The sequence below is a fragment of the Bradyrhizobium sp. 62B genome (assembly GCF_030272265.2).
Classification (GTDB): domain Bacteria; phylum Pseudomonadota; class Alphaproteobacteria; order Rhizobiales; family Xanthobacteraceae; genus Bradyrhizobium.
In genome coordinates this window covers 1,468,167-1,492,220 of record NZ_CP092841.2, presented here as the reverse complement: position 1 = coordinate 1,492,220, position 24,054 = coordinate 1,468,167, and the positions used below count along the sequence as shown (strand labels likewise).

Below are 24,054 nucleotides of genomic sequence, written 5' to 3'. Positions count from 1 at the left end.
ATCGACAAGAATTCGCCCGGGTGGGCCGCTAGAAGCGGCTGCTTGGTTGATTCTTGCTCAGTTGTTTCTTCCGTCGGGACGGGGGATCTGCCCCTGCCTGACGCAAAAGGCCCAATTGATGGCGAACGACAGAATTGAACTTTTCGTCGGACTGATCGAGTCCATTGACGCGCCGGGCGCGGTCGAGACGTGCCGGCGGCTGCTCTCGGTCGACGAACGGATCCGGGCCGATCGCTTCATGTTCGAGCGGCATCGGCGGCAGTATATTTTCGCGCATGCCATGCTGCGCCTGGCACTGTCGCAGGTCGCGACCAACGTCGCGCCGTCCGACTGGTCCTTCGGGGCCGGCCGCTACGGGCGGCCGTTTGTCGCAGCGCCTGCAACCTCGACCGCGCTGCATTTCAGCCTGTCTCATGCCGACGGCTGCGTCGCCTGTGTCGTATCGCGGCATGAGACCGTCGGCATCGACGTCGAGACCGTGTCGCGGCGGGTGGCGCCGCTGTCCACCGCGCATCGCTTCTTTGCGCCGGAGGAGGTCGAGACGCTGCGCGGACTGCCGGAGCCCGCCGCGATCGAGCGCTTCTTCGATTACTGGACGCTCAAGGAAGCCTATCTGAAGGCCAGGGGCTTTGGCCTCAATCTGCCGCTCGACGCCTTCGCGATGCAGGTGTCGCGCGAGGCCATCGAGATCAGCTTCAAGCCCGACATCGCCGACGATCCCGACGGCTGGCGCTTCTCGCTGTGCTCGCCGTCGCCATCGCATCGCCTCGCGATCGCCGACGGCTCCCGCGCGAACGGCGGCCTTCCCATCAGCCGCAATGCCTGGCCGCTGCAGCAAGCGGCCGAGTGACGCGCGCGGAGGCGGGTCTCACCTCGCCTCTTCGAATCCCGCCAGCACCGAGGTCAGGTTCGCACCCAGAATATCCGAGAGATAGCCGCCCTCCTGCACGAGCACGGTCGGCAGGCCCATCCTGGCGATGGCCTGGCCGATCCGGCGGAAGCCGGGCGTGGTGACGGCGAGGCCCTTGAGCGGATCGTGTTCGGAGGCATCGAGGCCGAGCGCGACGACGAGCGCGCCGGGGGCAAAGGATTCGATCGCCTTGCGCGCGACGTCCAGCGACTGCATGTAGCCGTCATCGCCGGTGCCGATCGGAAGCGGAATGTTGAGATTGGTGCCGAGGCCCGGCCCTTCGCCGCGCTCATGGGCATAGCCCCACACATAGGGATAGTACGCAACGGGATCGGCATGGATCGAGATCGTGTAGACGTCGGGCCGGGCGTAGAAGATGCCTTGCGTGCCATTGCCATGATGGACGTCGACGTCGAGGATCACGACGCGCTCGTGCTTCTGCCGCAGATGCGCCGCCGCGATCGCGCTGTTGTTGAGGAAGCAGAAGCCGCCGGCCATGTCGCGATAGGCGTGATGCCCGGGCGGACGGCACAGCGCATAGACCGCGCCCTCGCCGTCCATCACCATCTGCGCTGCGGTGACCGCGACGTCGGTTGCGGCACAGGCCGCGGCCCAGGTGCCCGGACCGATCGGCGCGGCGGTGTCGGCGGTGTGCCAGCCGAGCCTGCCGACGATGTGGGTCGGGTAGGTCGCGGCATGCCGCACCGGGTGGATGTTGCCGATCATCTCCGGGCCGGAATCGCCGAGCGCGGTCCAGGCGTCCCAGGCTTCGCTCAGGAAGGACAGATATTCCGGGCTGTGGATGCGTGCGCGAGGCCCCTGCCCGAATGCGGTCGGCTCGACCAGCTGGTGCTTGCCGTCCTTCAATCCCTTGAGCAGGCGGTCGGCGCGTTCCGGCTGCTCGGTGGTGCGCTTGACGACACCGCGGACCAGGAAGAATTGCGGATCATGGCTGCGGTGCAGTTCGGTATGGACGGCTTTCACTCAAACACTCCGTGCTCGCATGCGCTTCAGGGGCAGCAGATGTCTTGATCCCCGTGGCGGCCAGATGCAAGCAAGAACAATGCCGTCTCGACCGCCCTGCGCCGGAAGCAGAGCGCCCCAGGGCTCAGCAGCGCCCGCGCTGCAGACAGTGCTCGCGGCCCTGCTGATCGGTGCGGAAGGACTCGATGAAGCCGCCCTGACGCTGGGTGACGAAGACGGTCTTGCCGTCGCTGCCGCCGAAGGCGAGGTTGGTCGGCTCCTTGGCCTTGAGCGCGATCTCGCGCTCGACCGCGCCATTGGGCCTCATCAGCGCAACCGTGCCCTTGAGAATGCGCGCGACATAGAGGCGGCCGGCAACGTCGGTGCGCAAGCCATCGACGGTGTCGGGCTGGAATGTCTTGACGAGCTTAGCCGCCGTCAGCTCGTTGCCGTTGATCGCATAGGACCAGATCTGGCCGCTGCTGGATTCCCCGACATAGAGCGTCTTGCCGTCTGGGCTGAGATCGATGCCGTTGGTGGTGCCCATCGCGCGCGGTGACGCCATCACCTGTCCCTGCACCGTGCCGTCGGCGGCTTTCGCAATCCGCCAGATATAGCCTTCCCTGCCCTTCCAGTTCGGATCGCTCGCATAGATCGTGCCGTCGTGCGCGACCGTGATGTCGTTGGGCTGGTTCATCTCGTCGGAGTGAAACCAGATGCCCGGCTCCGTCGTCCCCTTCGGGATCGCGAAGATGTTGTGCTTCTTGTAGTCCGCGATGAACATGGTGCCGCTGCGATCGAAGCGGATGGCGTTGCCGACACTGCCCTCGGGCAGTGCCGTGAACGGCTCCGACGCCGCACCGCCCGCAGGCAGCCGGCCGATGGTGCCGGGCTTGCCGAGATTGACCACGAACAGATTGCCGTCGAGGTCGGCTGCCGGGCCCTCGATGCCGAAGGTGTACTCGCCGGCGGGCGTCACCTGCGCGCTTTCGAACAGCTTCGTCTCCGCTTGCGCGGACGTCGTCGCAACGACGAACAGGACGCTACTGCACAGGCACCAGAAATTCCTGCCGAATGTAATAGCCATCGCCGTCGCTGCACTCGCCATTCAAATAGGGATCGGCCGGCCGGAAGAATCGGCTGAAGCCGGGTTTGTCTACAGCGCTGCTTTGTGTCACGACGACGACCTTCCCAGCCGGTATTTCGCCGCATTCCTTGTTGGTCTTGCCAAAGAACTTGCGCTGCGGCGGACCGGGCTTGATGCGCATCCGCGTGCCCGGAACCATTTTGGCAACGAGCAGGTCCATTGTGTCGCGCAGGCGCGCATAACCGGGCTCGGTCTTCGGCAGGCTCTCGCCGCCCGGCGGCATCAGCTTCTCCGCGCCGATACCGCGCAGGCGCGTACGCAGCTTGCCGGACGCGGGATCGCCCGGATAGATCCAGCCGTCCTGCGCCAGCATGAAACCGAGCACCGCCCTGTCCTTCTCGGCCTCCGATTGACCGCTCTTCAAACCGAAATCCGAATGACAGCCGACACAGTGCCGCTCGACGAGGCCCTTGCGCAGATTGGTCAGCCGGGCGCTGTTCGGCGCGTCCCGGGCGACGAAGGCCGCGAGCTGGTCGATCATCGCCTGGCTGCGCGTGTCGCAGGGCAGCGGCGGCGGGGCTTTGCCCGCGGCCCGATCGATGCGGATCACGCTCTGGTTCTTGTCCTCAACCAGCCAGATCGCGCCGTCCTCCGCGACCGTCATGCCGACGGGCGCGCCTTGCGGCCGCGCGCCGTTGACGCGGTGCCAGCCTGCGATCAGCTCCTCGAACGGCGCGGCGGCAACTTCGCCGGCGTCGGTCTGAAAGCTGCGGGTCGGGTCGGCCGCGCAGCTGACGTGATAGCGCACCGGCGCCGGGCTCGGCTTGGGGAAACCGTGGTCATCGACGTCGTAGACCAGCAGCCGGCTGCCGGTCGGACGATAGCCGTGCAGGCCGACCAGCAGCTTGCCCTCCAGCTCCGGGAATTTGCCGCCGTGATAATAGAGCATCCCAAGCGGCGCCCCGTGCGGCGGCAGCAGCGAGAGCGGCGGCTTGTAGAGCGCGCCTGCCGTGCAGAACGATTTGTAGGCCCCGGATTGCAGCACGCCCCGGAATTCGGGACTCGGCGTCGACAAATCGTAGCAATAGGGCCAGCCGTAATGCCTGCCCTGCTCGATCGCGTTGATCTCCTCGTTCGGCTTGAAGATGTCGGGCAAGTCGCGGGCGTTCTCGGCCTGCAGGAAGGCGTAGCCGGCCTCGGGGAATTTCGGATGCAGCGCCAGCGCCATCGAGTTGCGCAGGCCGCGCGCATAGACGGTGTGCGGCGGATCGGGATCGCCAGGCTTCAGCGCCGGGAAGACGCCGCCCGCAGGCGGGGTGAACAGCCAGATCGAGGCCATGGCGGAAGCGCCCTCGGCCGCCGCGCAAGGCTTCGTGATCGGGGCCGGCGTGATGCAATCGTCGCTGTGCGAGCCGACATTGACGAACAGCCGCCCGTTCCTGTCGAACACGAACTGCTTGAGTGGGTGCGCGCTTTCCTCGACCCTTGTGCCGTCGGGCAAATTGGCCCGGCGGCCGGGCATGTGACGGATGATGGTTTCGACCGTGCCGCGCGGATTGTCGGCGAGCGGATCGAACCGGAAGATCGTCTCGGCGGTCGAGGCGTAGAGCTTCCTGTCCGGGCCGATCGCGAGGCCAAAGGGATATTCGAGTCCCGCAAGCAGCTCCTTGAGCCGCTGCCCTTGCGGCGCGCGCGGATCGAGCAGCAAAAGCCGGCCGTCCGCGTGGCCCCAGCCGCCCATGTCGGCCAGCACGAACAGGCCCTGGCCCGGCAACTGGACGATCGACCGCGGAAATTTGAGGCGATCCTCCTCGCTGGCGACGAGCCCGGCGCAAAATCCGGCCTTCATGTCGATCTGGATCCTGGGAAAAGCGAGATCGCCGTGGCCGCAGGTGTCCGCGCCGACGGCATAGCCGCTGCGGCGAAGCGGCTCCGATGACGCCACCGAGACGAACCCAAGCAGGGCCGCCAAAACGCTCGCCAGGCCGCCCGCATATGCGCGCAGCCTTCCGCCCTCGCGCCCGGATGTGAAGTAGCTCACGGCGGCCCCCCGGACTTCCGGCCAAAACGTCTTCCATGCCGTCCGAACGCAGTCCAGTCGAACATCACTCGCCTGTGATTAAACCTGTAACGATCTTCGTGCCGACCAATATCCGTACATTCCCTTACCGGGTTCGACCCGAATGTTTCGCGAAGGCTCCGGGTGGTATCGATTTGCCATCCCAGTTGCTCCATCAGGAGGCGCATATGGTCCAGGTCTATTTTCACTGCTCGAATACCGAGGGCACCCTGATCGACCGCTACGGCGCCGCCGTGTCCAATCTCACCGAGGCGCGCGACCGGGCCTCCCAGATCATGCGCTCGATGATCCTGACGCCCAGCAACGAAGACTGGCGCGACTGGGTGATCCACGTCAGCGACGACGATGGCGAGGAGATTTTCGATCTCCCCTTCACCGCCATGCTCGGCAAGCCGCATTGAGGTGATGCCATGTTGAACCTCTTCCGCCAGCCACTGAGCTTCGTCGCCACCAAATGGCAGACGCTGATCCGGGTCGCGGGTGACCCCTACCGTCCCGAGCTTCACTATATGCGCGGGCCCGGCCCGAAATGGCGCGCCAAGTATCAGGCCAGCCGGCTGAACCGCTCGCTCTGAGCGGCCCTGTTTTCCAACCAGCAGTCTCTCCACTCGTCATGCCCGGGCTTGTCCCGGGCATCGACGTTTTTGGGCCACTCTGAAGAACGTGGACGGCCGGGACATAGGCGAGCGCAAGCGACGCCGTCTTCGGACGGCTATGCCCGGCCATGACGGCGAGGTAGCGAGCCCCTTCTCACCTCCCCGTAAACCTAGCCTTGCGCTTCTCGACGAAGGCGTTGCGGCCTTCGACGGCGTCGGCGCCCTTGCGGATCACCGCCTGGAGCTCGATCTCGCGCCGGAACTGCGCCTCGTAGGTGGCGTGCTCGCTCTCCTCGACCAGCAGGCGCGTTGCCACCAAAGCGCGCGTCGGGCCCTCGGCGAGACGGCGCGCCAGCGTCAGCGCTTCGTCCATAAGCTTCGAATCATCGACGACCTGCCGCACCAGGCCGATCTCCTGGGCGCGCTCGGCCGTCAGCGGCTCGTTCAGCAGCATCAGCTCGAGCGCGCGCTGCCGGCCGATCAGTCGCGGCAGCAGCCAGGTCGAGCCGAGATCCGGCACCAGCGCGATGCGGCTGAACACCTGGATGAAGCTCGCCGACCGCGCCGCGACGATGATGTCGCCGGCCATGGCGAGGCTGAAGCCGCCGCCGGCGGCCACCCCGTTGACGGCGACGACGACGGGCACGCGGCATTCGCGCAAGGCCTTGAAGGCCGGCCAGTAGAACCGCATGACGCCGGCCGCGATGTCTTCGCCCAGCGCTTCCGAGGCCTTCAAATTCTGTCCTGAGCAAAATCCGCGCCCGGCGCCGGTGAGGATCAGGGCGCGGATACCTTCGTCACCCGTCATCTCAGCGACGGAGGTGGCCAGCGCGCCGAGCAGGTCCGGCGTCATGGCATTCAGGCTCGCCGGCTCGTCGAGCGTCAGGATTCCGACTGCGCCATCCCGCGCCTGTTTCACACCAGCCATGTTGCGCCTCCCTTTGGATGTTCTCGTTGGCTGCAATGTGCCATTGTCCGCGCGCTCCGCCAAATGCGGGGCCTCGACGTCAACGCAGCACACAAGACGACATCATGCCTCATCAGTTCAGCCTCAACCAAACCGTCCGCAAGCCCGCCGTCACGTCCAAGGGCGGCATCGTCGCCTCGCAATCGCGGCGGGCGGCCGAGGTCGGGGCAGAGGTGCTGGCGGCGGGCGGCGACTGCGTGGACGCGATCGTGGCAACGACCATGGCGCTGAACGTGCTGGAGCCCTGGAACAGCGGCATCGGCGGCGGCGGCGCGATGGTGCTCTACCGCGCCAAGGAAAATCGTACCGAGGTCATCGATTACGGCATGTGCGCGCCGCAAAGCCTGCGCGTCGCCGATTATCCGCTCAGCGGCGAAGGCGCCGCGTCCGATCTCTTTCCCTGGCCGCGGGTGAAGGACGATCGCAACATCCACGGCCCCGGTTCGATCGCCGTGCCCGGCGTCGTCGCGGGAATGGAAGAGGCGCATCGCCGCTACGCCAGGATGCCGTGGAAGGATCTGGTCGCGCCGGCAGCCAGGCTCGCCGGCGAAGGCCTGCTGGTCGATTGGTGGACCACGGTGACGATCTCGGGCTCGGCAGCCGATCTCAGGCGCTATCCCGCGAGCGCGGCGGCGTTCCTGAAGGACGGCCTGCCACGGAGCGCGCCCTGGGGCATCAAGGCCGAGACCCGGCTGCCGCAGGACACGCTGAAAGCGACGCTGTCGCATCTCGCCGAGGCCGGGCCGCGCGACTTCTACCAGGGCGACCTAGCCAAAAGCATCGCTTCCGACGTCAAGGCCGATGGCGGTTCGCTGTCGGTCGAGGACCTCGCCGCCTTCCGCGCGCATCTGCGCGAGCCCTTGGCGATCCCGTATCGCGGCGGCAAGGTGTATGCGACGCCCGAGCTCACGGCCGGCCCCACCATGGCGCACGCGCTGCGGCTGTTGCAGCAGAGCTTCAAGCCCGGACGCGCGCCGGACGCGGCCGCCTATGCCGAATATGCACTCGCGCTGCAGGCAGCCTTCCGCGAGCGGCTCCAGGACATGGGCGATGCCGACGGCAAGCGCTCGCTCGGTGCCGAATATCTGGCGCCGGCCTGCACCACGCATTTCTCCGTGGTCGACCGGCACGGCAACATCGCCGCGGTGACGCAGACGCTGCTCTCGTCCTTTGGCTCGCGCTATGTGACGCCGCACACCGGCATCGCGATGAACAACGGCATCATGTGGTTCGACCCGACGCCGGGCACGACCAATTCGCTCGCGCCCGGCAAGCGCTGCCTCTGCAACTACACGCCCGTGATCGCCGAGACCAAGGACGGCAAGCGTCTCGCGGTCGGCGCCTCGGGCGGCCGCCGCATCCTGCCGTCGGTGATGCAGCTCGTGTCATTCGCGATGGATTTCGGCATGGATCTCGACGCCGCCATCCATCAGCCGCGCATCGACGCCAGCGAAGGCGCGGTGGTGATCGGCGACGCCCGCTTGCCGGAGGACGTGCGCAAGGCGCTGGCCGCGCGCTTCGACTATGAAGAGACCCGCGTGCAGGCCTTGCCGCAAAAATTCGCCTGCCCGAGCGTGGTGATGCGTGAGGGCGACGTCAATTCCGGCGCGGTCGAGATCTTCCAGCCCTGGGCCGACGCGGTGGCGGAAGGTTAGTCGCGCTGGCAACCGGTGGGGTTGGCGATGGGCGCGACTCTGCCTGCGCGCCCATCGCGTGCTCGGCTATCGGAAAGTCAGCGAATTGCCATAGTGAAAGACGCCAACAAAGGTCGAAAATGCGATTCGGTACTGTCCCGGCTCTAGCATGGTGCCTCCGGCAACGAGATAAGGATTGGCCATCCCCATGTAAGGGAATGGATCGTTCAATATGACGTCGAAACCGTTCGGGTGGCTCTCATAGCCGACCACCACGACCGCATGCTGGCTAAAGCCAAGTCCAGGCGGAAACGGAACTTGGCCCGGACTTATTCCTGCGAGGATCGGCCCGTCATTGTCAATCTGACGTGCGATCTCCGCGGGCGGCAGAATTCCGCGAAATTGAAGAACAACGTCGGGATTCCGATAGCCGGCCAGCTGCTGAGCCATGATGGCGTACGATTGCATGATCATCGCCACTCTCTGCACCGTTCCGCCGGCGTTAAGGCACATCCCGCAATTCGCCATACATGGTCCGCCTTGCGCCGCGACGACGGCGCACTGGTAATTTCCGAACTGATTGAGGTTGGGATAGCCTAGATATTCGAAGATCATTGCGGCGGAGGCGGCGAAGCACCACTGAGGCGTCTGCTGGGCGACCGGAGCAATCGGCAACACAGCGGCCGCAACGCGCTCGAGCGACGATCCGAGCACAAAGAACGCAATCGTCATTTGCAACAAGAATCGTTTCATTAAATAAATCCTCCGCGCAAAAAATGGAAACGAAAATGCAGACCAGCACTCAAAGATCGGAGAAGTTTGCCGGAATGGGGCAACTGCCGCCTTGAAGCTGAGTCAGCGCGTCCTTCACTGTCGCGCCGAGCTGGAGGCGCTGTTGGGTGTAAAGACCTCTGCTCATCTCTATGAATTGCTGGAGATCGCGGGCCCCGTTGTCGCAATCGCGCATCATATACTCGGCGACGACAAGATCGGCCAAAACGTAGGCGCGCGCTGGCAGGTTCTGCGGCGTATCAGCAAGCGTGTTCATCGCTTCGATGAAAGCGGCGCGCCCCTTGGCCGGCTCTCCGGTCGCGTAGAACAACTTCCCCTGATATCTCCTCGCCTCCGAGCGGAGATAGGGAGTCACATCGGTCTTTGCGATTGCTCGTGCCACGAATGTGCCTGCGATCTGAAAATCGCCGATCGTATAGGCCTCGTTGATGAGGATCAGCAGCTGCGGAATGCCTACATCTTCGTTCTTCATGTCCCGCAACATGGCACGAGCAGTGGATATGTCGTTCAGTATCTGCGGCGTGATCGCGCTCGCCATCGCGAGCCGAAGCTGCGGCGCCGAAGAATCCAGCGAGAATTTGATGAGCTCCTGCCGCTGCTTCGCGGCAGAGTTGACGGCTTGATTGAACTGGCTCAAGCGCGTGATGCGTTCCGCCTCTGGTTTCGCGATGAACGTCTCGTGAAGGGAAGCAAAGGTCAAAACCAGCCCGAGGAACAGCGCGCTTGCGCTGGCACTCTCAATCAGCTTCTTGAAGATCGTCTTGTGCGAATTCTTTTCGAGCTCGCCGATGCGATCTTCGAAATTCTTGAGAAGAAGATCCGTCGAGGCGGCGGCCGTCGGCGGCACGGTTGCGCCGGGCGCTTGCATGGAATTGGACATGGCTCTTCCAAAAGTTTGATTGCTGCAATGCAGCCAATGCGTCGCGATGAAAGCGGAGCAATAAAGTAGTAAAACGAAAACGAAACAACCATAGCGACTTTTCGCAGCAAGACAACGAAAATCCGCGGTGCAAAGCCACCACGGCGGAGATCCGGACCGTAGCCTGGAGCTCCCTTCATGAGCCGGCCAACTAGCGCGCGTTGAGCGCTCGCGCGATTACGCATCGTGGCGAGCATCACACCTCCTCCACATTCGCAGGGAACTTAGCTGCGCACCGTTCGTTCGTTGAACGGACAAATGCGCTCACCCCCGTGGAGGACATGATGAAGAAACTTGCGCTCGCTGCGTCGCTGATCATTGCGGCCGGCTTTACATTGACCGGCCCTGCACTGGCCAAGGGCGGCCATGGCGGCGGTCATGGACACGGTCATGGTCATGGTCATGGGCATTCGATGGGCCATCATCACCATGGCACGCCGCCTGGATGGTCGCGCGGGCGCAAGGTCGGCTGGCGCGGTCACGGCTGTCCGCCCGGCCTGTGGAAGCAGGGCCGCTGCTGACGCCCAATATCTACCGATGATGCAAGGCGCCGCTCCTCACCGGGCGGCGCCTTCTCATATGCCGAGGCGGTCCCGCACGCGCCCCGCGATCACGGCGGTCGTCACGCCCACCGGCCAGAACGCGTGCATCGGGATCGGCTTGATGCCCGTGATGGGCATGTCGATCTCGGCCTTCGGGCCGCCGATCAGCCGCCGCGCGAGCTGAGCCCCCATCGCGGTCGCGAGCGCAACGCCGCGGCCGTTGCAGCCGAGCGAGATCAGGACGCCCTCGGCGGGCTCATGCACATGCGGGTAGTGATCGCTCGTGATGGCGAGCCGGCTGTTCCAGCCGTGAGTCCAGGACACGCCTTTGAGCTGCGGCCATAGCCGCTCGGCATAGCGCATGAGATAGGCAACGTCGTTCGGCGACTTGATCCAGCGCATCGGCCCGCGGCCGCCCATCAAGAGGCGATTGTGCTGATCGATGCGGTAATAGACGGTGATGTGACCGCTCTCGTACAGCACGGGCCGCGTCGGCATGATCGCGCGCGCAACGTCGTCCGAGAGCGACGCGGTGGCGGCGATCGAGGAGAACACCGGCACGATGGTGCGGCGGAGCGCCGGCCAGAGATTGTCGGTGAAACCGTTGGTGGCGAGCAGGACCTTGTCGGCATGAACCACCGCCCGCGGCGTTTCGATGCGCCAGCGCGAGCCGTCGCGCTGGAGCGACAGCACTGGCGTCTCGCCATGCACCTTCGCGCCGGCCGAGATCGCGGCGCGCGCGAGGCCGCGGGCGTAGCTGAGCGGATGCAGATCGCCGCCGCGGGTGTCCAGCATGGCCCCGATGTAGCGGTCGGTGCCGGTCATCTCGCGGAGTTGCTCGCGGTTCAGATACGACACCGGCATGCCGCGGCGGACGCATTGCTGCGCGGTCTTCTCGATCGCGGCGGCGCTGGCCTCGTTATAGGCCGCACGCAGCGTGCCGTTCTGCCGAGCCTCGCACGGGATCTGGTAGCGGCGGATCAGGTCGTGGGTGAAGTTGGTGGTGCCGTAGGCGAACGCGATCATGCGGCGGCCGAGTTCGGCACCGAAGTCCGCCTCGATCTGGTCGGGGTCGTGCTTCAAGCCGGGATTGGTGTGGCCGCCATTGTTGCCAGATGCGCCCCAGCCCGGCTCCTGCGCCTCCAGCACCAGCGCCTCGACGCCCTGCTCCGCCAGATGCAGCGCGGTGGAAAGGCCGGTATAGCCGCCGCCGACGATCGCGACCGGGACGGTCTTGTCCGTATCGAGCGGCGGCGTGGCAACCGGCGCGACGGCGGTGTCGGCGTAGAGCGAGGGCGGCAGCGGCAGGCGCGTCATGGCGAAGACCGGTCAGAGCGGATGCAGCACGCGGCGCAGGAAGTCCTGCGTCCGGGGGTGCTGGGGTTGATTGAGGACGGTCTTGGCTGCCCCTTGCTCGACGATGACGCCGCCGTCGATGAACAGCACGCGATCGGCGACGTCGCGGGCAAAGCCCATCTCGTGGGTGACGACGACCATCGTCATGCCGTCGTCGGCGAGCTTGCGCATCACGCCGAGCACATCGCCGACGAGCTCGGGATCGAGCGCCGAGGTCGGCTCGTCGAACAGGATTGCCTTGGGCTGCATCGCCAGCGCCCGCGCGATCGCGACGCGCTGCTGCTGGCCGCCGGACAGCTGCGGCGGGTGTGCGTCAGCCTTCTCGGCGAGCCCGACCTGGGTGAGCAGCGCGCGGCCGCGCTCCAGCGTCTGCGCGCGCGGCTCCTTCTTCACATAGAGCGGCCCTTCGATCACGTTCTCCAGCGCGGTGCGATGCGGGAACAGGTTGAAGCGCTGGAACACCATCGAGACCTGGGTGCGGATGTTCACGATCGACGGCGCGTCACGATCGACCTTGAGGCCCTCGACGCTGATCTCGCCGCGGTCGTAGCTTTCCAGCCCGTTGATGCAGCGCAGGATGGTGGATTTGCCCGAGCCGGAAGGACCGACGATGCAGACGACCTCGCCCTTCTGCACGGAGGCCGTGATGCCCTTGAGCACCTCGTTCTGGCCAAAGCTCTTGTGGACGTCGTTCAGCTCGATCATTTCTTGCCGGCCCGCTTCTCGAAGTGACGGACCAGCAGGATCAGCGGAATGCTCATTGTGAGATACATCAGCGCGACCATCGTGAACACGTTGGTGTTCTTGAAGGTCGAGGACGCGATCAGCTTGCCCTGCAGCGCGAGCTCGGCCACCGTGATGGTCGAGGCTTGCGAGGAATCCTTCAGCATCATGATCATGACGTTGCCGTAGGGCGGCAGCACGATGCGCACGGCCTGCGGCAGCACCACGCGGCGCATGGTCAGCCACCAGCCCATGCCGATCGACTGCGCCGCCTCGATCTGGCCCTTGTCGATCGCCTCGATGCCGGCGCGGAAGTTTTCAGCCTGGTAGGCCGAATAGGCGATGCCGAGCCCGAGGATCGCGGCCTGCAAAGCACTGAGCGTGACGCCGAGATCGGGCATCACGAAGTAGAGGTAGAACAGCAGCACGATGATCGGGATGCCTCGGATCACATTGATCAGGCTGGCGCTGAGCATCGACAGCGCCTTGATGCCGGAGACCCGCATCATCGCCCAGATCAGGCCGAGCACCGTCGAGAGCAGCAGCGAGCCGATCGTCACGATGATCGTCAGCGCGACGCCGTTCATCAGGATCGGGAAGAACTCGGCGGCGTCGTGCCAGAAACCCTTCATCGAACAGCCTTCATCGATCCAACTAGCCCTGTGCCTTCAGGCCCCATTTATCCAGGATCTTGGCGATGGTGCCGTTGGCCTTCAGCTTCGTGAGCGAGGCGTTGATCTTGCCGAGCAGCGCGGTTTCACCCTTGCGCACGCCGATGCCGACCGAGCCGACGGTGACGGGCTTGTAGCCCTCGACGAGACGCACCTCGGGGAAGCCGCCCTGCTTCAGATTGTAGGCGAGGATCGGATAGTCGGCGTAGCCGGCCTTGAGGCGGCCGGTGTTCACGTCGCGCAGGATGTCCGGGATGGTGTCGTAGGCCTTCACATCGGCGAACAGGCCGGTCTTCTTCAGCGCGTCGACGAAGGCGGTGCCGACCTGTGCACCGACCGTCTCGCCCTTCAGATCGTCCTGCGTGGCATAGGCCTTGGTGTCGCCCTTCGGCACCACCAGGCCCTCGCCATAGGTGTAGATCGGGTCGGAGAAGTCGACGACCTCCTTGCGCGGCGGCGTGATGAACATCGCGGCGGCGATGATGTCGATCTTGCTCGAGGTCAGCGAGGGGATCAGGGCCGAGAACTGCATCGGCTCGATCTGCACGTTGAAGCCGGCATCCTTGCCGACCTCGGTGATAAGATCGACCATGATGCCCTGGATGGTGTTGGTCTTGGTGTCGAGGAAGGTGAAGGGGATGCCCGTCGGGGTCGAGCCGACCTTCAGCACCTGCTGCGCCGACGCGGGCGCCGCGGCTGCAATTGCGAGCGCCGCGACCGCGGCCAGACCAAAACGCTTCATCGCATCCCCCTGTTGGGCTCGGCCGATGACGGCGCTCCGGGCAAGTCGTGATCAGACGTTGCGGGCCGCGCCGTTTCAGCCTATTTTCACCAATATGAAAATGTGGTCACACTTTCGCGGACGATGCAAGCGGTTTTCATGCACATGAAGGAAGCGGTTTGACGTGAGCGGTGGCAAAAGAATGCGCAAACCGGCCGCCGCAAAGCCGGCGAAGCGGGCGAGGACCAAGGCCGTGACCAAAGCGGCGGAGCCTGCAATGGACGTCGCGGTCGGCCGCCGCATCCGTGATCTCCGGCGCATCAGGCGATTCTCGCTGGAGACGATCGCGGCGCGCACCTCACTGTCGATCGGCTTTCTCAGCCAGATCGAGCGCGGGTTGTCGTCACCCTCGCTGCGTGTGCTGGCCACACTCGCCGACGTGCTCGGCGTCGGCATCGCCGCCTTGTTCGGCGCCAGCCCGAGCGCCGACGGCGCCTCGGATCAAGTGGTGACGCGCGGGTTGCAGCGGCCGGAGTTGAAGCTGTGGCGCACCGGGGTGTCGAAGCAGTTGCTGAGCCCGGCGAGCGCCGACAACAAGCTCAACCTGTTCCTGGTCCATCTGGAGCCCGGCGGCTCCACCGGCGACGAGCTCTACACCCATGACGGCGAAGAGGCCGGCCTCGTGCTCGAAGGCGAGATAATGCTGACGGTGGACAGCGAGACCTGGTCGCTGAAGACAGGCGACAGCTTTCGCTTTGCCAGCCGCCGGCCGCACCGGTTTTCCAATCCGGCGCAGGATGCGAAGGCGGTGGTGCTCTGGGTGAATTGCGTGACGGGCGGGAACTGATCGTCATTCCGAGGTGATGCGCAGCATCGAACCCGGAATGACAGCGTCAATCATCCAAACCGGTGATTATACCGGTCCACCGTCAACGCACTGACATCGATGTCCGGCTTCTTGCCCGACAGCAAATCCGCGAGCACGCGGCCCGAGCCGCAGGACATGGTCCAGCCGAGCGTGCCGTGGCCGGTGTTGAGGTGCAGGTTGGCATATTGCGTCGGGCCGATCACGGGCGGCCCGTCCGGGGTCATCGGACGCAGGCCGCTCCAGAACGTCGCCTTGGCGAGATCGCCGCCGCGCGGGAATAGATCGGTCAGCGAATGATCCAGCGTGGCGCGGCGCGCATCGTACAGCTTGTCCGAATAGCCGGAGATTTCCGCGGTGCCGCCGACGCGGATGCGATCGCCCAATCGCGTGATCGCGACCTTGTAGCTCTCGTCCATCACGGTGGATTCCGGCGCGCCGGAGGCGTCCTTGATCGGCACCGTGATCGAATAGCCCTTCACCGGATAGACCGGCAGCGAAATGCCGAGCGGCGCTGCGAGCCGCGACGACCAGCTGCCGAGCGCGAGCACGTAAGCGTCAGCCTGCAACGTGCCGGCGCTGGTCACGACGCCGCTGACGCGCGCACCGTCCGTGACGATGCGGTCGATCGAGGTGTTGAACATGAAGCGCACGCCGAGCGCCTGGGCATGCTTGGCCAGCGCCTGCGTGAACATGTGGCAATCGCCGGTCTCGTCCTGCGGCAGGCGAAGGCCGCCGACGAACTTCTCCTTCACGCCTGATAGCGCCGGCTCGACCGCGATGCAGCCCTCGCGGCTCAGCACTTCGAAGGGCACGCCATATTGCTTGAGCACGGCGATGTCCTCGGCCGTGCCGTCGAACTGCGCCTGGTAGCGGAACAGCTGCAGCGTGCCCTGCGAGCGCTCGTCATACTGGATGCCGATGTCGCGGCGCAGATCGCGCAAGGAATCGCGGCTGTATTCCGCGATCGGAATCATCCGGCTCTTGTTGACCGCGTAGCGCGCACTGGTGCAGTTGCGCAGCATCTTGAGCAGCCAGACCCACATGACGGGATCGAGCTTCGGCCGGACCACCAGCGGGCCGTGCTTCATCAGGAGCCACTTGACGGCCTTCACCGGCACGCCGGGGCCGGCCCAGGGCGAAGAATAGCCGGGCGAGACTTCGCCGGCATTGGCAAAGGAGGTTTCCAGCGCCGGCTCGGGCTGACGGTCGACGACCGTCACCTCGTGGCCGGCACGGGCGAGGTAGTAGGCAGAGGTGACACCGATGACACCGCTGCCGAGGATCAGGACTTTCACGCTTCGTCAAACTCCCGCGGCATCACGCTCGCCGCTGCAAGGACACGAACTCGCAACGGCGAGAGCAATTATCAGGCCACCTTCTTGATGGCGTCGCCGAGGATCGAGACCATCTGGTCGATGTGGCTCTTCTCGACGATGAGCGGGGGCGACATCGCGAAGGAGTCGCCGCTCATGCGCAGGTAAAGGCCGGTGTTGAAGCAGTCGACCATCACGTCATAGCCGCGCGCGCCGACAGCGCCGCCACGCGGCGCCAGCTCGACCGCGCCCATCAGGCCGCAATTGCGGATGTCGACGACGTTCGGCAGACCTTTCAGCGAATGCAGCGCATCGCGCCAATATTCGGCGATCGAGGCACCGCGCGTCAGCAGGCCTTCGTCCTTGTAGATGTCGAGCGTCGCGATGCCCGCGGCGCAGGCGGTTGGATGCGCCGAATAGGTGTAGCCGTGGAACAGCTCCATCTGGTTCTCGGGGCCGACCATCATGCCGTCATGCACCTTGCGGCTCGCAAACACCGCGCCGCAGGGAATCGTGCCGTTGGTGATGCCCTTGGCCGTCGTCATCAGGTCAGGCGTGACGCCGAAGAACTGGGCGGCGAACGGCGTGCCGAGACGGCCAAAGCCGGTGATGACCTCGTCGAAGATCAGGAGGATGCCGTGCTTGTCGCAGATCTCGCGCAGGCGCTGCAGATAGCCCTTCGGCGGCGGCAGCACCGCGGTCGAGCCCGGCACCGGCTCGACGATGACGGCGGCGATCGTCTCGGCGCCGTGCAGGCCAACCAGACGCTCGAGATCGTCGGCGAGCTCGGCGCCATATTCCGGCTGATCCTTGGCGAAGGCGTTGCGGCCGAGATCATGGGTGTGACGGATGTGGTCGACGCCCGGCAGCAGGGTGGTGAAGGCGCGGCGGTTGGCGACCATGCCGCCGACCGAGGTGCCGCCGAAGCCGACGCCGTGATAGCCGCGCTCGCGGCCGATCAGGCGGGTGCGGCTCGCCTGGCCGTTGGCGCGGTGATAGGCGAGCGCGATCTTCAGCGCGGTGTCGACCGATTCAGAGCCGGAATTGGTGAAGAAGATGCGGTCGAGGCCATCAGGCGCGATCTCGGCGAGCCGCTCGGCGAAGTCGAACGCCAGCGGGTGGCCCATCTGGAACGACGGCGCGAAATCCAGCGTCATCAGCTGGCGCTCGACGGCGGCGGCGATCTGCTTGCGACCGTGGCCGGCATTGACGCACCAAAGGCCGGCCGAGCCGTCGATCACCTGGCGGCCGTCGACCGTGGTGTAGTGCATGCCCTCGGCCGAGGAGAACAGGCGGGGCGCCTTCTTGAACTGCCGGTTGGCCGTGAACGGCATCCAGAACGAGTCGGTCTTGATAGTGTTCGGAATCTGATGAAGGGTCACGGCCGCGCTCCTTTGCTGACCCCATAGCAGAGGCACGGCTTGGAATGCGCAACAAGTCCTTTTCTACTCTGCCGCAACCCATTGATTTGTTTGGGGCCGCCGGTCCATATTTGCCCGATCCGCAACACCTGCAACACGGGACTTGGGCATGAGCGTCGACATCGGTGGACGGCTGCGATTCATCCGGGCGCGCCACAAGCTGTCGCAGCGCGAGCTGGCCAAGCGCGCCGGGGTCACCAATTCGACGATCTCGCTGATCGAATCCAACCAGATGAACCCGTCGGTGGGCGCCCTCAAGCGCATCCTCGACGGCATCCCGATGGGGCTCGCCGAGTTCTTCGCGCTGGAGCCGGAGTCCAGGCGCAAGATCTTCTACCGCGCCGAGGAACTGACCGAGGTCGGCAAGAAGCCGATCTCCTATCGACAGGTCGGCGACAATCTGTTCGGCCGCAGCCTGCAGATCCTGAAGGAGCGCTATGAGCCCGGCAGCGACACCGGCCGCGTCCACCTCGTCCATGACGGTGAGGAAGGCGGTATCGTGATCTCGGGCAAGCTCGAAGTCACCGTCGAGGACGAGCGCCGCATCCTCAACCCCGGCGATGCCTATTATTTCGAGAGCCGCCGCCCGCACCGCTTCCGCTGCGTCGGCGGCAAGCCTTGCGAGGTGATCTCGGCCTGCACGCCACCGACGTTCTGATGCAAGATCGGCCGCCCATCGCATATCCTGCGCGGACACCGATAATTTACGGAGCTTGAGCCATCTCAATTTCCGCAACGCCCAGGCGCGATATATTACGAAACGTAGCCGAGCAGCCTGGCTTAGAGGTGCTGAGGTTATGGCCCCGGACTCCTAGGCTCTCCGGGGCCGCTTCGTAGACGGAGCCCGCGCATGAAGACCACCCCAGCCAATGCCCAAGCTGAAGCCGTGCCCAGCGTACCTCTGCGTGATGCCGACAAGCTCCACTCGCGCGAGCTGCGCAAGGCGATCGCCGAGTACATCGAGCTGCAGAAAGAAGCGGTGAAGGCGCTTCGCAGGAAGCTGAACTGACTCTGCCGGCACGACGGCCTTTTCTGAACCTCAGTGACGCCGCGGACGACCAACGGGCAGGCACGATTCCGCTCCAGCCAAGGGCCGTCAATGTTCGCCCCCTTTCGCCTCGCGCTCGTCACCGCGACGGTCCTGCTCGCTCCCCTCACCTGCCACGCCATGGACGATTACCTCCGCGCCGCCAGCAGCGCGCCGACCGCGATCACGCTACGCGGCGAGACCAACGGCAACGGTACCGGGATCAAGCCAGCCATTTGCAAGGAAAAGGGCTACGACAAGCTTGTCGCCGCGATCGACAAATCGTTCGACACGGCGCTCGCTAAAGCGCCCGCGAACATCCGGCCGCTCCTCAAGCGCGACGAGGCCCGGTTCAACGAGATGATCGCGCAGGCCGCCGAGACCGTGCAGGAGGTCGATGAGGCCGAGCTCAGCGACAACTTCGTCGCAACGCTGCGCCGGCGCAAGGAAGCGCTCGACGAGATCGCCGACGGCTTCGGCCGCAACGGGCTCTCCGGCAAATGGGTCAATGCATTCGGAGACCTCACCATCTCACCGGATGCGAACGGCGCGCGGCGCATTGCAGTCGACATGAGCGCCTATTACGGCAGCGACAAGCATCGGCAATGCAAGCTGAGCGCGACGGTGACCAAGGCCGGCAGCTGGCTGAGCGGGACGATCCCACCGCCGGATGCCGGCCCAGCGAAGACCGCATCACCCGCAAGCCAGGAGCATGCCAGGCCGGCAAAACTCCCGACGATCAAGCTCCGCGGCCAGGGCGAAACCCTGCGTGTCGTCATGACCGATGGCGACGATACGATCGGGGATCGTGACGAATGCGATGATCCCTCGCAGATCACCGGCACTTATTTCGCGAGCGGCAGCGCCGATATGGCCGACAAGGTCGAGACCTCCTTCGTCGCGCCGACCTTCGACTGCACGCGTCCGGAGACGGCGACGGACGAGGAAATCTGCGCCGACCCCGATCTCGCCGAGAACGATCAACGCTTGAACCGCGCCTGGAAGGCGCTGCTGCCGCGGCTCGACGATGCGACACGGCGCGCCTTGATGGAGGACCAGCGCAACTGGGTCCGCACGCAGACCGAGGAATTCCCTGAATTTCTCCATCCGGCCTGGGAGAAGCGGACCTCGGAGATGCACTTCACGGCCAGCGCGCGCGATCATGTCGGCGCCCCTTCAGCGCGAGCGGATCGCGCTGCTGGAAGGTTTTGACGACAAGCGCGCAGGCCTCGCCGGCATCTGGCTCGCCTACAACGCGATACTCGAGATCACCGTCGACAAGGACGGCCGGCTGACCGCGCATGGCTGGAAATGGGAGCAGGGTGACTGGAAGGCCGGCTGCGACTACGACATGACCGGCAAGATGGCCGGCGCCACGTTCTGCGCCGACGAACAGCGCAAGAATCCTGACACGCTGGAGCGCGACCACGCCATGCTGATCGTCAACCGCCTCGACGATGCTTTTGCGAAGAAGCGCAGCGGCAAAGATGAGGACGACGAGGCGAAGTGCAAGCGACGGCTCGACAACTCCTCGACGGCACGGCTGTTTCCGGCGCGGCCCTCAGCCGACATCGACAACTTCTTTGGCTCGATCCGCTGACGCACCGGGCACGACGCGCCCGGTGCGGCGCGGCTGCTCAAAGCTGCGTCAGCAATTCCTCGATCCGGATCGGGAACTTGCGGACCCGTACGCCGGTCGCATGCCAGACGGCATTGGCGACGGCGCCGGCGCTGCCGGTGATGCCGATCTCGCCGACGCCCTTGATGCCGAGCGCATTCACATGCGGATCGTGCTCCTCGACCGTGATGACGTCGAGTGGCGGCACGTCGGCATTCACGGGGACGTGGTACTCGCCGAGATTGGCGTTCATGATGCGGCCGGTCCGGCGATCCGCAATTGCCTCTTCGTGCAGCGCAAAGGACAGGCCCCAGATCATGCCACCGAACAGCTGGCTCTGCACCATCCGCGGATTGACGATCCGCCCCGCGGCAAAGGCGCCGACCATGCGGCTGACGCGGACCTGGCCGAGCTCTGGATCGACCTTCACCTCCGCGAATACCGCGCCGTGGGCATGCATCGCATACTCCTCCATCGCCGCCGGGTTCGGTGCGCCGGTGCCGCGCGCCTCGACCTCGGTGACGCCGGCACGCGCGAGAATCTCGGCGTAGCTCTCGCTGCGACGCTCGTCATCACGCCGGATCAACCGGCCGTCGCGCGCGATCACCCCGGCATTGCCGGCCCCGAACAGCGGTGAGCGCTCATCGCCGGTGGCGAGATCGGCGAGCTTTGCGATCACGGCCGCGCCCGCACTGTGGATTGCCGCGCCCGCCGTTGCCGTGTGCGCCGAGCCGCCGGCGATGCCGGCATCGGGCAGATCGGACGTCCCCGCCTTGAACTCGACGCGATCGATATCGAGCCCGAGCTCGTCGGCTGCGATCTGAGCCAGCGCGGTCCAGGCGCCCTGCCCCATGTCGTGCGCGCCGATCTCCATCACGCCTGACCCGTCGCGCCGGATCGCCGCGCGGGCTTCCGCCTGGAACATCAGCGCCGGGAAGGTCGCGGTGCCCATGCCCCAACCGACCAGAAGCCCGGCATCGTCGCGCATCTGCCCCGGCTGCAGCGACCGCTTGGCCCAGCCGAAGCGCGCCGCGCCCTGCTCGTAGCAGGCCAGCAACGCCTTCGACGAGAACGGCTTGCCGCTGATCGGCTCGACCTCAGCGTAGTTCTTCAGGCGGAAGGCGAGCGAATCCATGCCGCAGGCCCAGGCCATTTCGTCGATCGCACTCTCCAGCGCGATCGAGCCTGTCGCCTCGCCGGGCGCGCGCATGAACAGCGGCGTTCCCGTGTTGACGCGCACGGCGTCATGCGAGGTGCGGATGGCCGGCGCCGCATAGAGCGTGTGCGAGGCATCGGCCGCGGGCTCGTAGAAATCGTCGAACGTGCTCGACACCGTCCGCGCGTGATGATCGAGCGCGGTCAGGCGCCCCTCGCCATCGGCGCCGAGGCGCAGGCGTTGGCGCGTCGGCGCGCGATGGCCGACCGGGCCGTACATCTGCTCGCGGCGCAGCACCAGCTTGATGGGCCTGCCGACGAGCTTGGCCGCCATGATGCCGAGCACCGGCGGACCGCCCATCAACCCCTTCGAGCCGAAGCCGCCGCCGAGGAAAGGACTGCGAATGTGGATCTTGTCGTGCGCGATGCCGAACAGTTCGGCAATACGGGCGAGCGACAGCATCAGGCCCTGGGTCGGCATGTCCACGGAGAGCCTGTCGCCGTCCCATTGAACCACGATCCCATGCGGCTCCATCGCGTTATGATATTGCGGCGGCGTCTCGTAAGTCGCATCGATCTGTTTCTCCGCCGAGGCAAGGCCCGCCTCGACATCGCCGCGGTGGTTCTCGGTGGGGTTGCCGACGCCGACGACGGGCGGCACGAAACTCTTGCCGGCGTCGAGCCCGATCAGCGGCGGCAACATCTCGTAGCGCGGCGCCAGCAGCACCGCGCCTTCCGTCGCCGCTTCCAGCGTTTCCGCGATGACGACCGCGATGGGCTGGTTCGCGTAGCGGACTTCGTTGCTCTGCAACGCTTCCATCCGGAACACGAACGGGTTGGTCTTGATCTCCGGATCGATCGCGAGCTGTGGCTTGTGGGCCGGCGTCATGACATCGACGACGCCGGGATGCCGCTTGGCGGCGGCGACATCGAGGAAGGTCACGCGGCCGCGCGCGATGCTGGAGACGGCGATCACCGCGTACAGCATGCCGGGCGGGTGATTGTCGGCGGCATAGGTCGCCTGTCCCGTGACCTTGAGGACGCCGTCACGGCGGGTCAGCGGCTGGCCGACGTTCGAGCCGTGCCGCAGATGGGCAGGGGCGCTGGTGAGATTGAGCTCAGGCATGGATGGCTCCGGAGGTCGAGGCAAAGGGAGAGGCCGGCAGCGCCGGCAGGCGCGCGGGCGTGCCCGCGGCGGCAAGTCGCAGCGCGCGCACGACGATGCGGCGCGCGAGCTCGATCTTGAAGGCGTTGTCGCCGGACGGTTTTGCATCGGTGAGCGCGCGCCAGGCAGCTTCCTGAAAGGCATCCGCCGTCGGCGCGACGCCCTTGAGCACATCTTCCGCGGCGCGGGCGCGCCAGGGCTTTGCGGCAACCCCGCCGAGCGCAAGCCGCGCCTCCGCGATCTTGCCGTTCTCGATCCGCAATGCAGCGGCGGCGGACACCACGGCGAAAGCGTAGGAGGTGCGTTCGCGGACCTTGAGGTAGCGCGCATGCGCCGCAAAGCCGCGCGCCGCCGGCGGCAGACGCACCGCGACGATGAGGTCGCCGGGCTCGAGCACGGATTCGCGCGCGGGCGCGTCGCCGGGCAAACGATGCAGCTCCTCGAGCGCGATCTCACGCCGGCCGCCTTTGCCCTCGATCTCGACGATGGCCTCGAGCGCGACCAGCGGCACGCAGAAATCCGAGGGGTGCGTGGCGATGCAGCTCTCGCTCCAGCCGAGCACGGCGTGGCCGCGGTTCTCGCCCTCGCGGGCGTCGCAACCGCTGCCGGCCTCGCGCTTGTTGCAGCGGTTGGCGGTGTCGTAGAAATATGCACAGCGCGTCCGCTGCAGCAGATTGCCGCCGACCGTCGCGGCATTGCGCAATTGCGCGGACGCGCCGGATAGCAGCGCCTCGGCGACGGCGGGATAAGTCCTTGCAAAGGCCGGGTCATGCGCGAGATCGGCATTGCTCACCAGCGCGCCGATGCGCAAGCTACCGTCGGCGAGAGTCTCGATGGCATCGAGCCCGTCGAGATGGGTGACGTCGACGAGGCGATCCGGCCGGCTGATATTGCCCTTCATCAGATCGAGCAGATTGGTGCCGGCGGCGAGATAGACCGCGCCCGGCTGGGACGCGGCGGCGACGGCCTCAGCAACCGTGGCGGGCCTGACATAATCGAACGGTTTCATGCCGAACGCCTCTGGTTGGTTTCGTCCATCTGTCCTTGCGCGTCGAGCACGGCATCGACGATGCCCGCATAGGCGCCGCAGCGGCAAAGATTGCCGCTCATGCATTCGCGGATGCGCTCGGGGTCGTTGCCGGCCTGCGCTTCCTGCATCATGCCGATCGCGCTCATGATCTGGCCGGGCGTGCAGAAGCCGCATTGAAAGCCGTCATGGGCAATGAAGGCGGCCTGCACCGGGTGCAGCTGGTCGCCACGTGCGACGCCTTCGATGGTGAGGATGTCGGCGCCGTCATGGCTGATGGCGAGCGCGAGGCAGGAGTTGATGCGCTTGCCGTCGACCAGAATGGTGCAGGCGCCGCACTGGCCGCGGTCGCATCCCTTCTTGGTTCCGGTGAGATGGAGGCGCTCACGCAGGAGATCGAGCAGCGTGACGCGCGGATCGTCGAGGACGAAATCGCGTCGCGCACCGTTCACGGTGAGGCTGATGGAGTGGTTCATACAAGGCTCCGATCAGATTTGGA

The 24,054-nt window shown here is 65.7% G+C and carries 25 protein-coding genes; 10 read left to right on the top strand and 15 right to left on the bottom strand.

Going from position 1 to position 24,054, the window contains the following annotated elements; translation table 11 throughout:
* Positions 1-118: 118 nt before the first annotated feature.
* On the top strand, positions 119-850 hold the full coding sequence (locus tag ML401_RS07150; RefSeq protein WP_194406327.1) for a 4'-phosphopantetheinyl transferase superfamily protein: 732 nt from the start codon (positions 119-121) through the stop codon (positions 848-850).
* 18 nt (positions 851-868) lie between these two features.
* On the opposite strand, the gene ML401_RS07145 is transcribed toward ML401_RS07150, so the two are convergent.
* From ML401_RS07145 to ML401_RS07135, 3 genes are all read right to left on the bottom strand, one after another.
* On the bottom strand, positions 869-1,894 hold the full coding sequence (locus ML401_RS07145; protein ID WP_285811026.1) for a histone deacetylase family protein: 1,026 nt from the start codon (positions 1,892-1,894) through the stop codon (positions 869-871).
* 124 nt (positions 1,895-2,018) lie between these two features.
* Positions 2,019-2,960, bottom strand: coding sequence for an SMP-30/gluconolactonase/LRE family protein (locus ML401_RS07140; protein ID WP_285811024.1), 942 nt, complete (start codon positions 2,958-2,960; stop codon positions 2,019-2,021).
* Complete coding sequence (locus ML401_RS07135) at positions 2,917-5,001, bottom strand: sorbosone dehydrogenase family protein (protein WP_285811022.1); 2,085 nt, start codon at positions 4,999-5,001, stop codon at positions 2,917-2,919. Before ML401_RS07135 ends, ML401_RS07140 begins: the two co-directional genes overlap by 44 nt.
* Before the next feature lie 206 nt (positions 5,002-5,207).
* Here ML401_RS07135 and ML401_RS07130 point away from each other — a divergent pair, with 206 nt between their 5' ends.
* Together ML401_RS07130 and ML401_RS07125 are read left to right on the top strand one after the other, a co-directional pair.
* Positions 5,208-5,441, top strand: coding sequence for a DUF6894 family protein (locus tag ML401_RS07130; protein ID WP_094973683.1), 234 nt, complete (start codon positions 5,208-5,210; stop codon positions 5,439-5,441).
* A 9-nt stretch (positions 5,442-5,450) separates the two neighbouring features.
* A complete protein-coding gene (locus ML401_RS07125) occupies positions 5,451-5,615 on the top strand; it encodes a hypothetical protein (RefSeq protein ID WP_285811019.1) in 165 nt (54 codons plus the stop codon).
* Between the two features lie 175 nt (positions 5,616-5,790).
* On the opposite strand, the gene ML401_RS07120 is transcribed toward ML401_RS07125, so the two are convergent.
* Positions 5,791-6,564, bottom strand: a complete 774-nt coding sequence (locus ML401_RS07120) for an enoyl-CoA hydratase-related protein (RefSeq protein WP_285811018.1) — start codon at positions 6,562-6,564, stop codon at positions 5,791-5,793.
* Positions 6,565-6,668: 104 nt separating this feature from the next.
* Between ML401_RS07120 and ML401_RS07115 the strand changes: the two genes are divergently transcribed.
* Positions 6,669-8,258: a gamma-glutamyltransferase family protein gene (locus tag ML401_RS07115; protein ID WP_285811016.1), complete on the top strand. Its 1,590-nt coding sequence runs from the start codon at positions 6,669-6,671 to the stop codon at positions 8,256-8,258.
* A 66-nt stretch (positions 8,259-8,324) separates the two neighbouring features.
* Here the strand turns inward: ML401_RS07115 and ML401_RS07110 are convergent, their stop codons facing one another.
* A complete protein-coding gene (locus ML401_RS07110) occupies positions 8,325-8,990 on the bottom strand; it encodes a C39 family peptidase (protein ID WP_285811014.1) in 666 nt (221 codons plus the stop codon).
* 49 nt (positions 8,991-9,039) lie between these two features.
* Entirely contained in the window at positions 9,040-9,909 is an 870-nt protein-coding gene (locus ML401_RS07105) for a hypothetical protein (RefSeq protein WP_259219101.1), read from the bottom strand.
* Positions 9,910-10,229: 320 nt separating this feature from the next.
* Between ML401_RS07105 and ML401_RS07100 the strand changes: the two genes are divergently transcribed.
* Positions 10,230-10,469 carry a hypothetical protein gene (locus tag ML401_RS07100; protein ID WP_259265530.1) on the top strand — a complete coding sequence of 80 codons (240 nt, stop codon included), beginning with the start codon at positions 10,230-10,232 and terminating at the stop codon, positions 10,467-10,469.
* 54 nt (positions 10,470-10,523) lie between these two features.
* Here ML401_RS07100 and ML401_RS07095 read toward each other — a convergent pair whose 3' ends face one another.
* From ML401_RS07095 to ML401_RS07080, 4 genes are read right to left on the bottom strand one after another with little or no spacing between them, the layout of a single operon-like run.
* On the bottom strand, positions 10,524-11,807 hold the full coding sequence (locus ML401_RS07095; RefSeq protein ID WP_259219103.1) for an FAD-binding oxidoreductase: 1,284 nt from the start codon (positions 11,805-11,807) through the stop codon (positions 10,524-10,526).
* 12 nt (positions 11,808-11,819) lie between these two features.
* Positions 11,820-12,551, bottom strand: a complete 732-nt coding sequence (locus tag ML401_RS07090) for an amino acid ABC transporter ATP-binding protein (RefSeq protein WP_285811007.1) — start codon at positions 12,549-12,551, stop codon at positions 11,820-11,822.
* Complete coding sequence (locus ML401_RS07085; RefSeq protein WP_212068791.1) at positions 12,548-13,201, bottom strand: amino acid ABC transporter permease; 654 nt, start codon at positions 13,199-13,201, stop codon at positions 12,548-12,550. The genes ML401_RS07090 and ML401_RS07085 overlap by 4 nt, the downstream gene beginning before the upstream one ends.
* Positions 13,202-13,223: 22 nt before the next feature.
* Entirely contained in the window at positions 13,224-13,982 is a 759-nt protein-coding gene (locus ML401_RS07080) for an ABC transporter substrate-binding protein (RefSeq protein WP_194406316.1), read from the bottom strand.
* Between the two features lie 181 nt (positions 13,983-14,163).
* On the opposite strand from ML401_RS07080, the gene ML401_RS07075 reads away from it, so the two are divergent.
* The gene (locus ML401_RS07075) at positions 14,164-14,808 is read left to right on the top strand and encodes a helix-turn-helix domain-containing protein (protein ID WP_285811003.1); all 645 of its coding nucleotides are present in this window, start codon (positions 14,164-14,166) and stop codon (positions 14,806-14,808) included.
* Positions 14,809-14,858: 50 nt separating this feature from the next.
* Here the strand turns inward: ML401_RS07075 and ML401_RS07070 are convergent, their stop codons facing one another.
* Positions 14,859-16,124: a D-amino acid dehydrogenase gene (locus ML401_RS07070; RefSeq protein WP_212068789.1), complete on the bottom strand. Its 1,266-nt coding sequence runs from the start codon at positions 16,122-16,124 to the stop codon at positions 14,859-14,861.
* A gap of 71 nt (positions 16,125-16,195) precedes the next feature.
* Positions 16,196-17,524 (bottom strand): aspartate aminotransferase family protein, encoded by a 1,329-nt coding sequence (locus ML401_RS07065; protein WP_285811001.1) that lies wholly within the window; start codon positions 17,522-17,524, stop codon positions 16,196-16,198.
* 148 nt (positions 17,525-17,672) lie between these two features.
* Here ML401_RS07065 and ML401_RS07060 point away from each other — a divergent pair, with 148 nt between their 5' ends.
* The 4 genes from ML401_RS07060 to ML401_RS07045 all read left to right on the top strand — a co-directional run bounded on the left by ML401_RS07060 (position 17,673) and on the right by ML401_RS07045 (position 20,190).
* Complete coding sequence (locus ML401_RS07060; protein ID WP_018646206.1) at positions 17,673-18,221, top strand: cupin domain-containing protein; 549 nt, start codon at positions 17,673-17,675, stop codon at positions 18,219-18,221.
* A 192-nt stretch (positions 18,222-18,413) separates the two neighbouring features.
* Entirely contained in the window at positions 18,414-18,572 is a 159-nt protein-coding gene (locus tag ML401_RS07055) for a hypothetical protein (RefSeq protein ID WP_212068787.1), read from the top strand.
* Between the two features lie 90 nt (positions 18,573-18,662).
* A complete protein-coding gene (locus ML401_RS07050; protein ID WP_285810995.1) occupies positions 18,663-19,802 on the top strand; it encodes a lysozyme inhibitor LprI family protein in 1,140 nt (379 codons plus the stop codon).
* Positions 19,753-20,190 (top strand): hypothetical protein, encoded by a 438-nt coding sequence (locus tag ML401_RS07045; RefSeq protein WP_285810993.1) that lies wholly within the window; start codon positions 19,753-19,755, stop codon positions 20,188-20,190. The genes ML401_RS07050 and ML401_RS07045 overlap by 50 nt, the downstream gene beginning before the upstream one ends.
* Positions 20,191-20,227: 37 nt before the next feature.
* On the opposite strand, the gene ML401_RS07040 is transcribed toward ML401_RS07045, so the two are convergent.
* The 3 genes from ML401_RS07040 to ML401_RS07030 are packed head-to-tail and all read right to left on the bottom strand — an operon-like array spanning position 20,228 to position 24,031.
* Positions 20,228-22,489, bottom strand: coding sequence for a xanthine dehydrogenase family protein molybdopterin-binding subunit (locus tag ML401_RS07040; RefSeq protein ID WP_285810992.1), 2,262 nt, complete (start codon positions 22,487-22,489; stop codon positions 20,228-20,230).
* Positions 22,482-23,537 carry a xanthine dehydrogenase family protein subunit M gene (locus tag ML401_RS07035; RefSeq protein WP_285810990.1) on the bottom strand — a complete coding sequence of 352 codons (1,056 nt, stop codon included), beginning with the start codon at positions 23,535-23,537 and terminating at the stop codon, positions 22,482-22,484. Before ML401_RS07035 ends, ML401_RS07040 begins: the two co-directional genes overlap by 8 nt.
* On the bottom strand, positions 23,534-24,031 hold the full coding sequence (locus tag ML401_RS07030) for a (2Fe-2S)-binding protein (protein WP_063196892.1): 498 nt from the start codon (positions 24,029-24,031) through the stop codon (positions 23,534-23,536). The genes ML401_RS07035 and ML401_RS07030 overlap by 4 nt, the downstream gene beginning before the upstream one ends.
* Between the last annotated feature and the right edge of the window lie 23 nt (positions 24,032-24,054).

What these genes read in the sequence shown, in the direction of transcription:
- ML401_RS07125 (WP_285811019.1), top strand. Translation starts at nt 5,451, where the DNA reads ATGTTGAACCTCTTCCGCCAGCCACTGAGCTTCGTCGCCACCAAATGG.
- ML401_RS07090 (WP_285811007.1), bottom strand. Translation starts at nt 12,551, where the DNA reads ATGATCGAGCTGAACGACGTCCACAAGAGCTTTGGCCAGAACGAGGTG.
- ML401_RS07110 (WP_285811014.1), bottom strand. Translation starts at nt 8,990, where the DNA reads ATGAAACGATTCTTGTTGCAAATGACGATTGCGTTCTTTGTGCTCGGA.
- ML401_RS07060 (WP_018646206.1), top strand. Translation starts at nt 17,673, where the DNA reads ATGAGCGTCGACATCGGTGGACGGCTGCGATTCATCCGGGCGCGCCAC.
- ML401_RS07105 (WP_259219101.1), bottom strand. Translation starts at nt 9,909, where the DNA reads ATGTCCAATTCCATGCAAGCGCCCGGCGCAACCGTGCCGCCGACGGCC.
- ML401_RS07045 (WP_285810993.1), top strand. Translation starts at nt 19,753, where the DNA reads ATGTCGGCGCCCCTTCAGCGCGAGCGGATCGCGCTGCTGGAAGGTTTT.
- ML401_RS07055 (WP_212068787.1), top strand. Translation starts at nt 18,414, where the DNA reads ATGAAGACCACCCCAGCCAATGCCCAAGCTGAAGCCGTGCCCAGCGTA.
- ML401_RS07075 (WP_285811003.1), top strand. Translation starts at nt 14,164, where the DNA reads ATGCGCAAACCGGCCGCCGCAAAGCCGGCGAAGCGGGCGAGGACCAAG.
- ML401_RS07140 (WP_285811024.1), bottom strand. Translation starts at nt 2,960, where the DNA reads ATGGCTATTACATTCGGCAGGAATTTCTGGTGCCTGTGCAGTAGCGTC.
- ML401_RS07080 (WP_194406316.1), bottom strand. Translation starts at nt 13,982, where the DNA reads ATGAAGCGTTTTGGTCTGGCCGCGGTCGCGGCGCTCGCAATTGCAGCC.
- ML401_RS07095 (WP_259219103.1), bottom strand. Translation starts at nt 11,807, where the DNA reads ATGACGCGCCTGCCGCTGCCGCCCTCGCTCTACGCCGACACCGCCGTC.
- ML401_RS07130 (WP_094973683.1), top strand. Translation starts at nt 5,208, where the DNA reads ATGGTCCAGGTCTATTTTCACTGCTCGAATACCGAGGGCACCCTGATC.
- ML401_RS07085 (WP_212068791.1), bottom strand. Translation starts at nt 13,201, where the DNA reads ATGAAGGGTTTCTGGCACGACGCCGCCGAGTTCTTCCCGATCCTGATG.
- ML401_RS07150 (WP_194406327.1), top strand. Translation starts at nt 119, where the DNA reads ATGGCGAACGACAGAATTGAACTTTTCGTCGGACTGATCGAGTCCATT.
- ML401_RS07120 (WP_285811018.1), bottom strand. Translation starts at nt 6,564, where the DNA reads ATGGCTGGTGTGAAACAGGCGCGGGATGGCGCAGTCGGAATCCTGACG.
- ML401_RS07030 (WP_063196892.1), bottom strand. Translation starts at nt 24,031, where the DNA reads ATGAACCACTCCATCAGCCTCACCGTGAACGGTGCGCGACGCGATTTC.
- ML401_RS07050 (WP_285810995.1), top strand. Translation starts at nt 18,663, where the DNA reads ATGTTCGCCCCCTTTCGCCTCGCGCTCGTCACCGCGACGGTCCTGCTC.
- ML401_RS07035 (WP_285810990.1), bottom strand. Translation starts at nt 23,537, where the DNA reads ATGAAACCGTTCGATTATGTCAGGCCCGCCACGGTTGCTGAGGCCGTC.
- ML401_RS07040 (WP_285810992.1), bottom strand. Translation starts at nt 22,489, where the DNA reads ATGCCTGAGCTCAATCTCACCAGCGCCCCTGCCCATCTGCGGCACGGC.
- ML401_RS07115 (WP_285811016.1), top strand. Translation starts at nt 6,669, where the DNA reads ATGCCTCATCAGTTCAGCCTCAACCAAACCGTCCGCAAGCCCGCCGTC.
- ML401_RS07100 (WP_259265530.1), top strand. Translation starts at nt 10,230, where the DNA reads ATGATGAAGAAACTTGCGCTCGCTGCGTCGCTGATCATTGCGGCCGGC.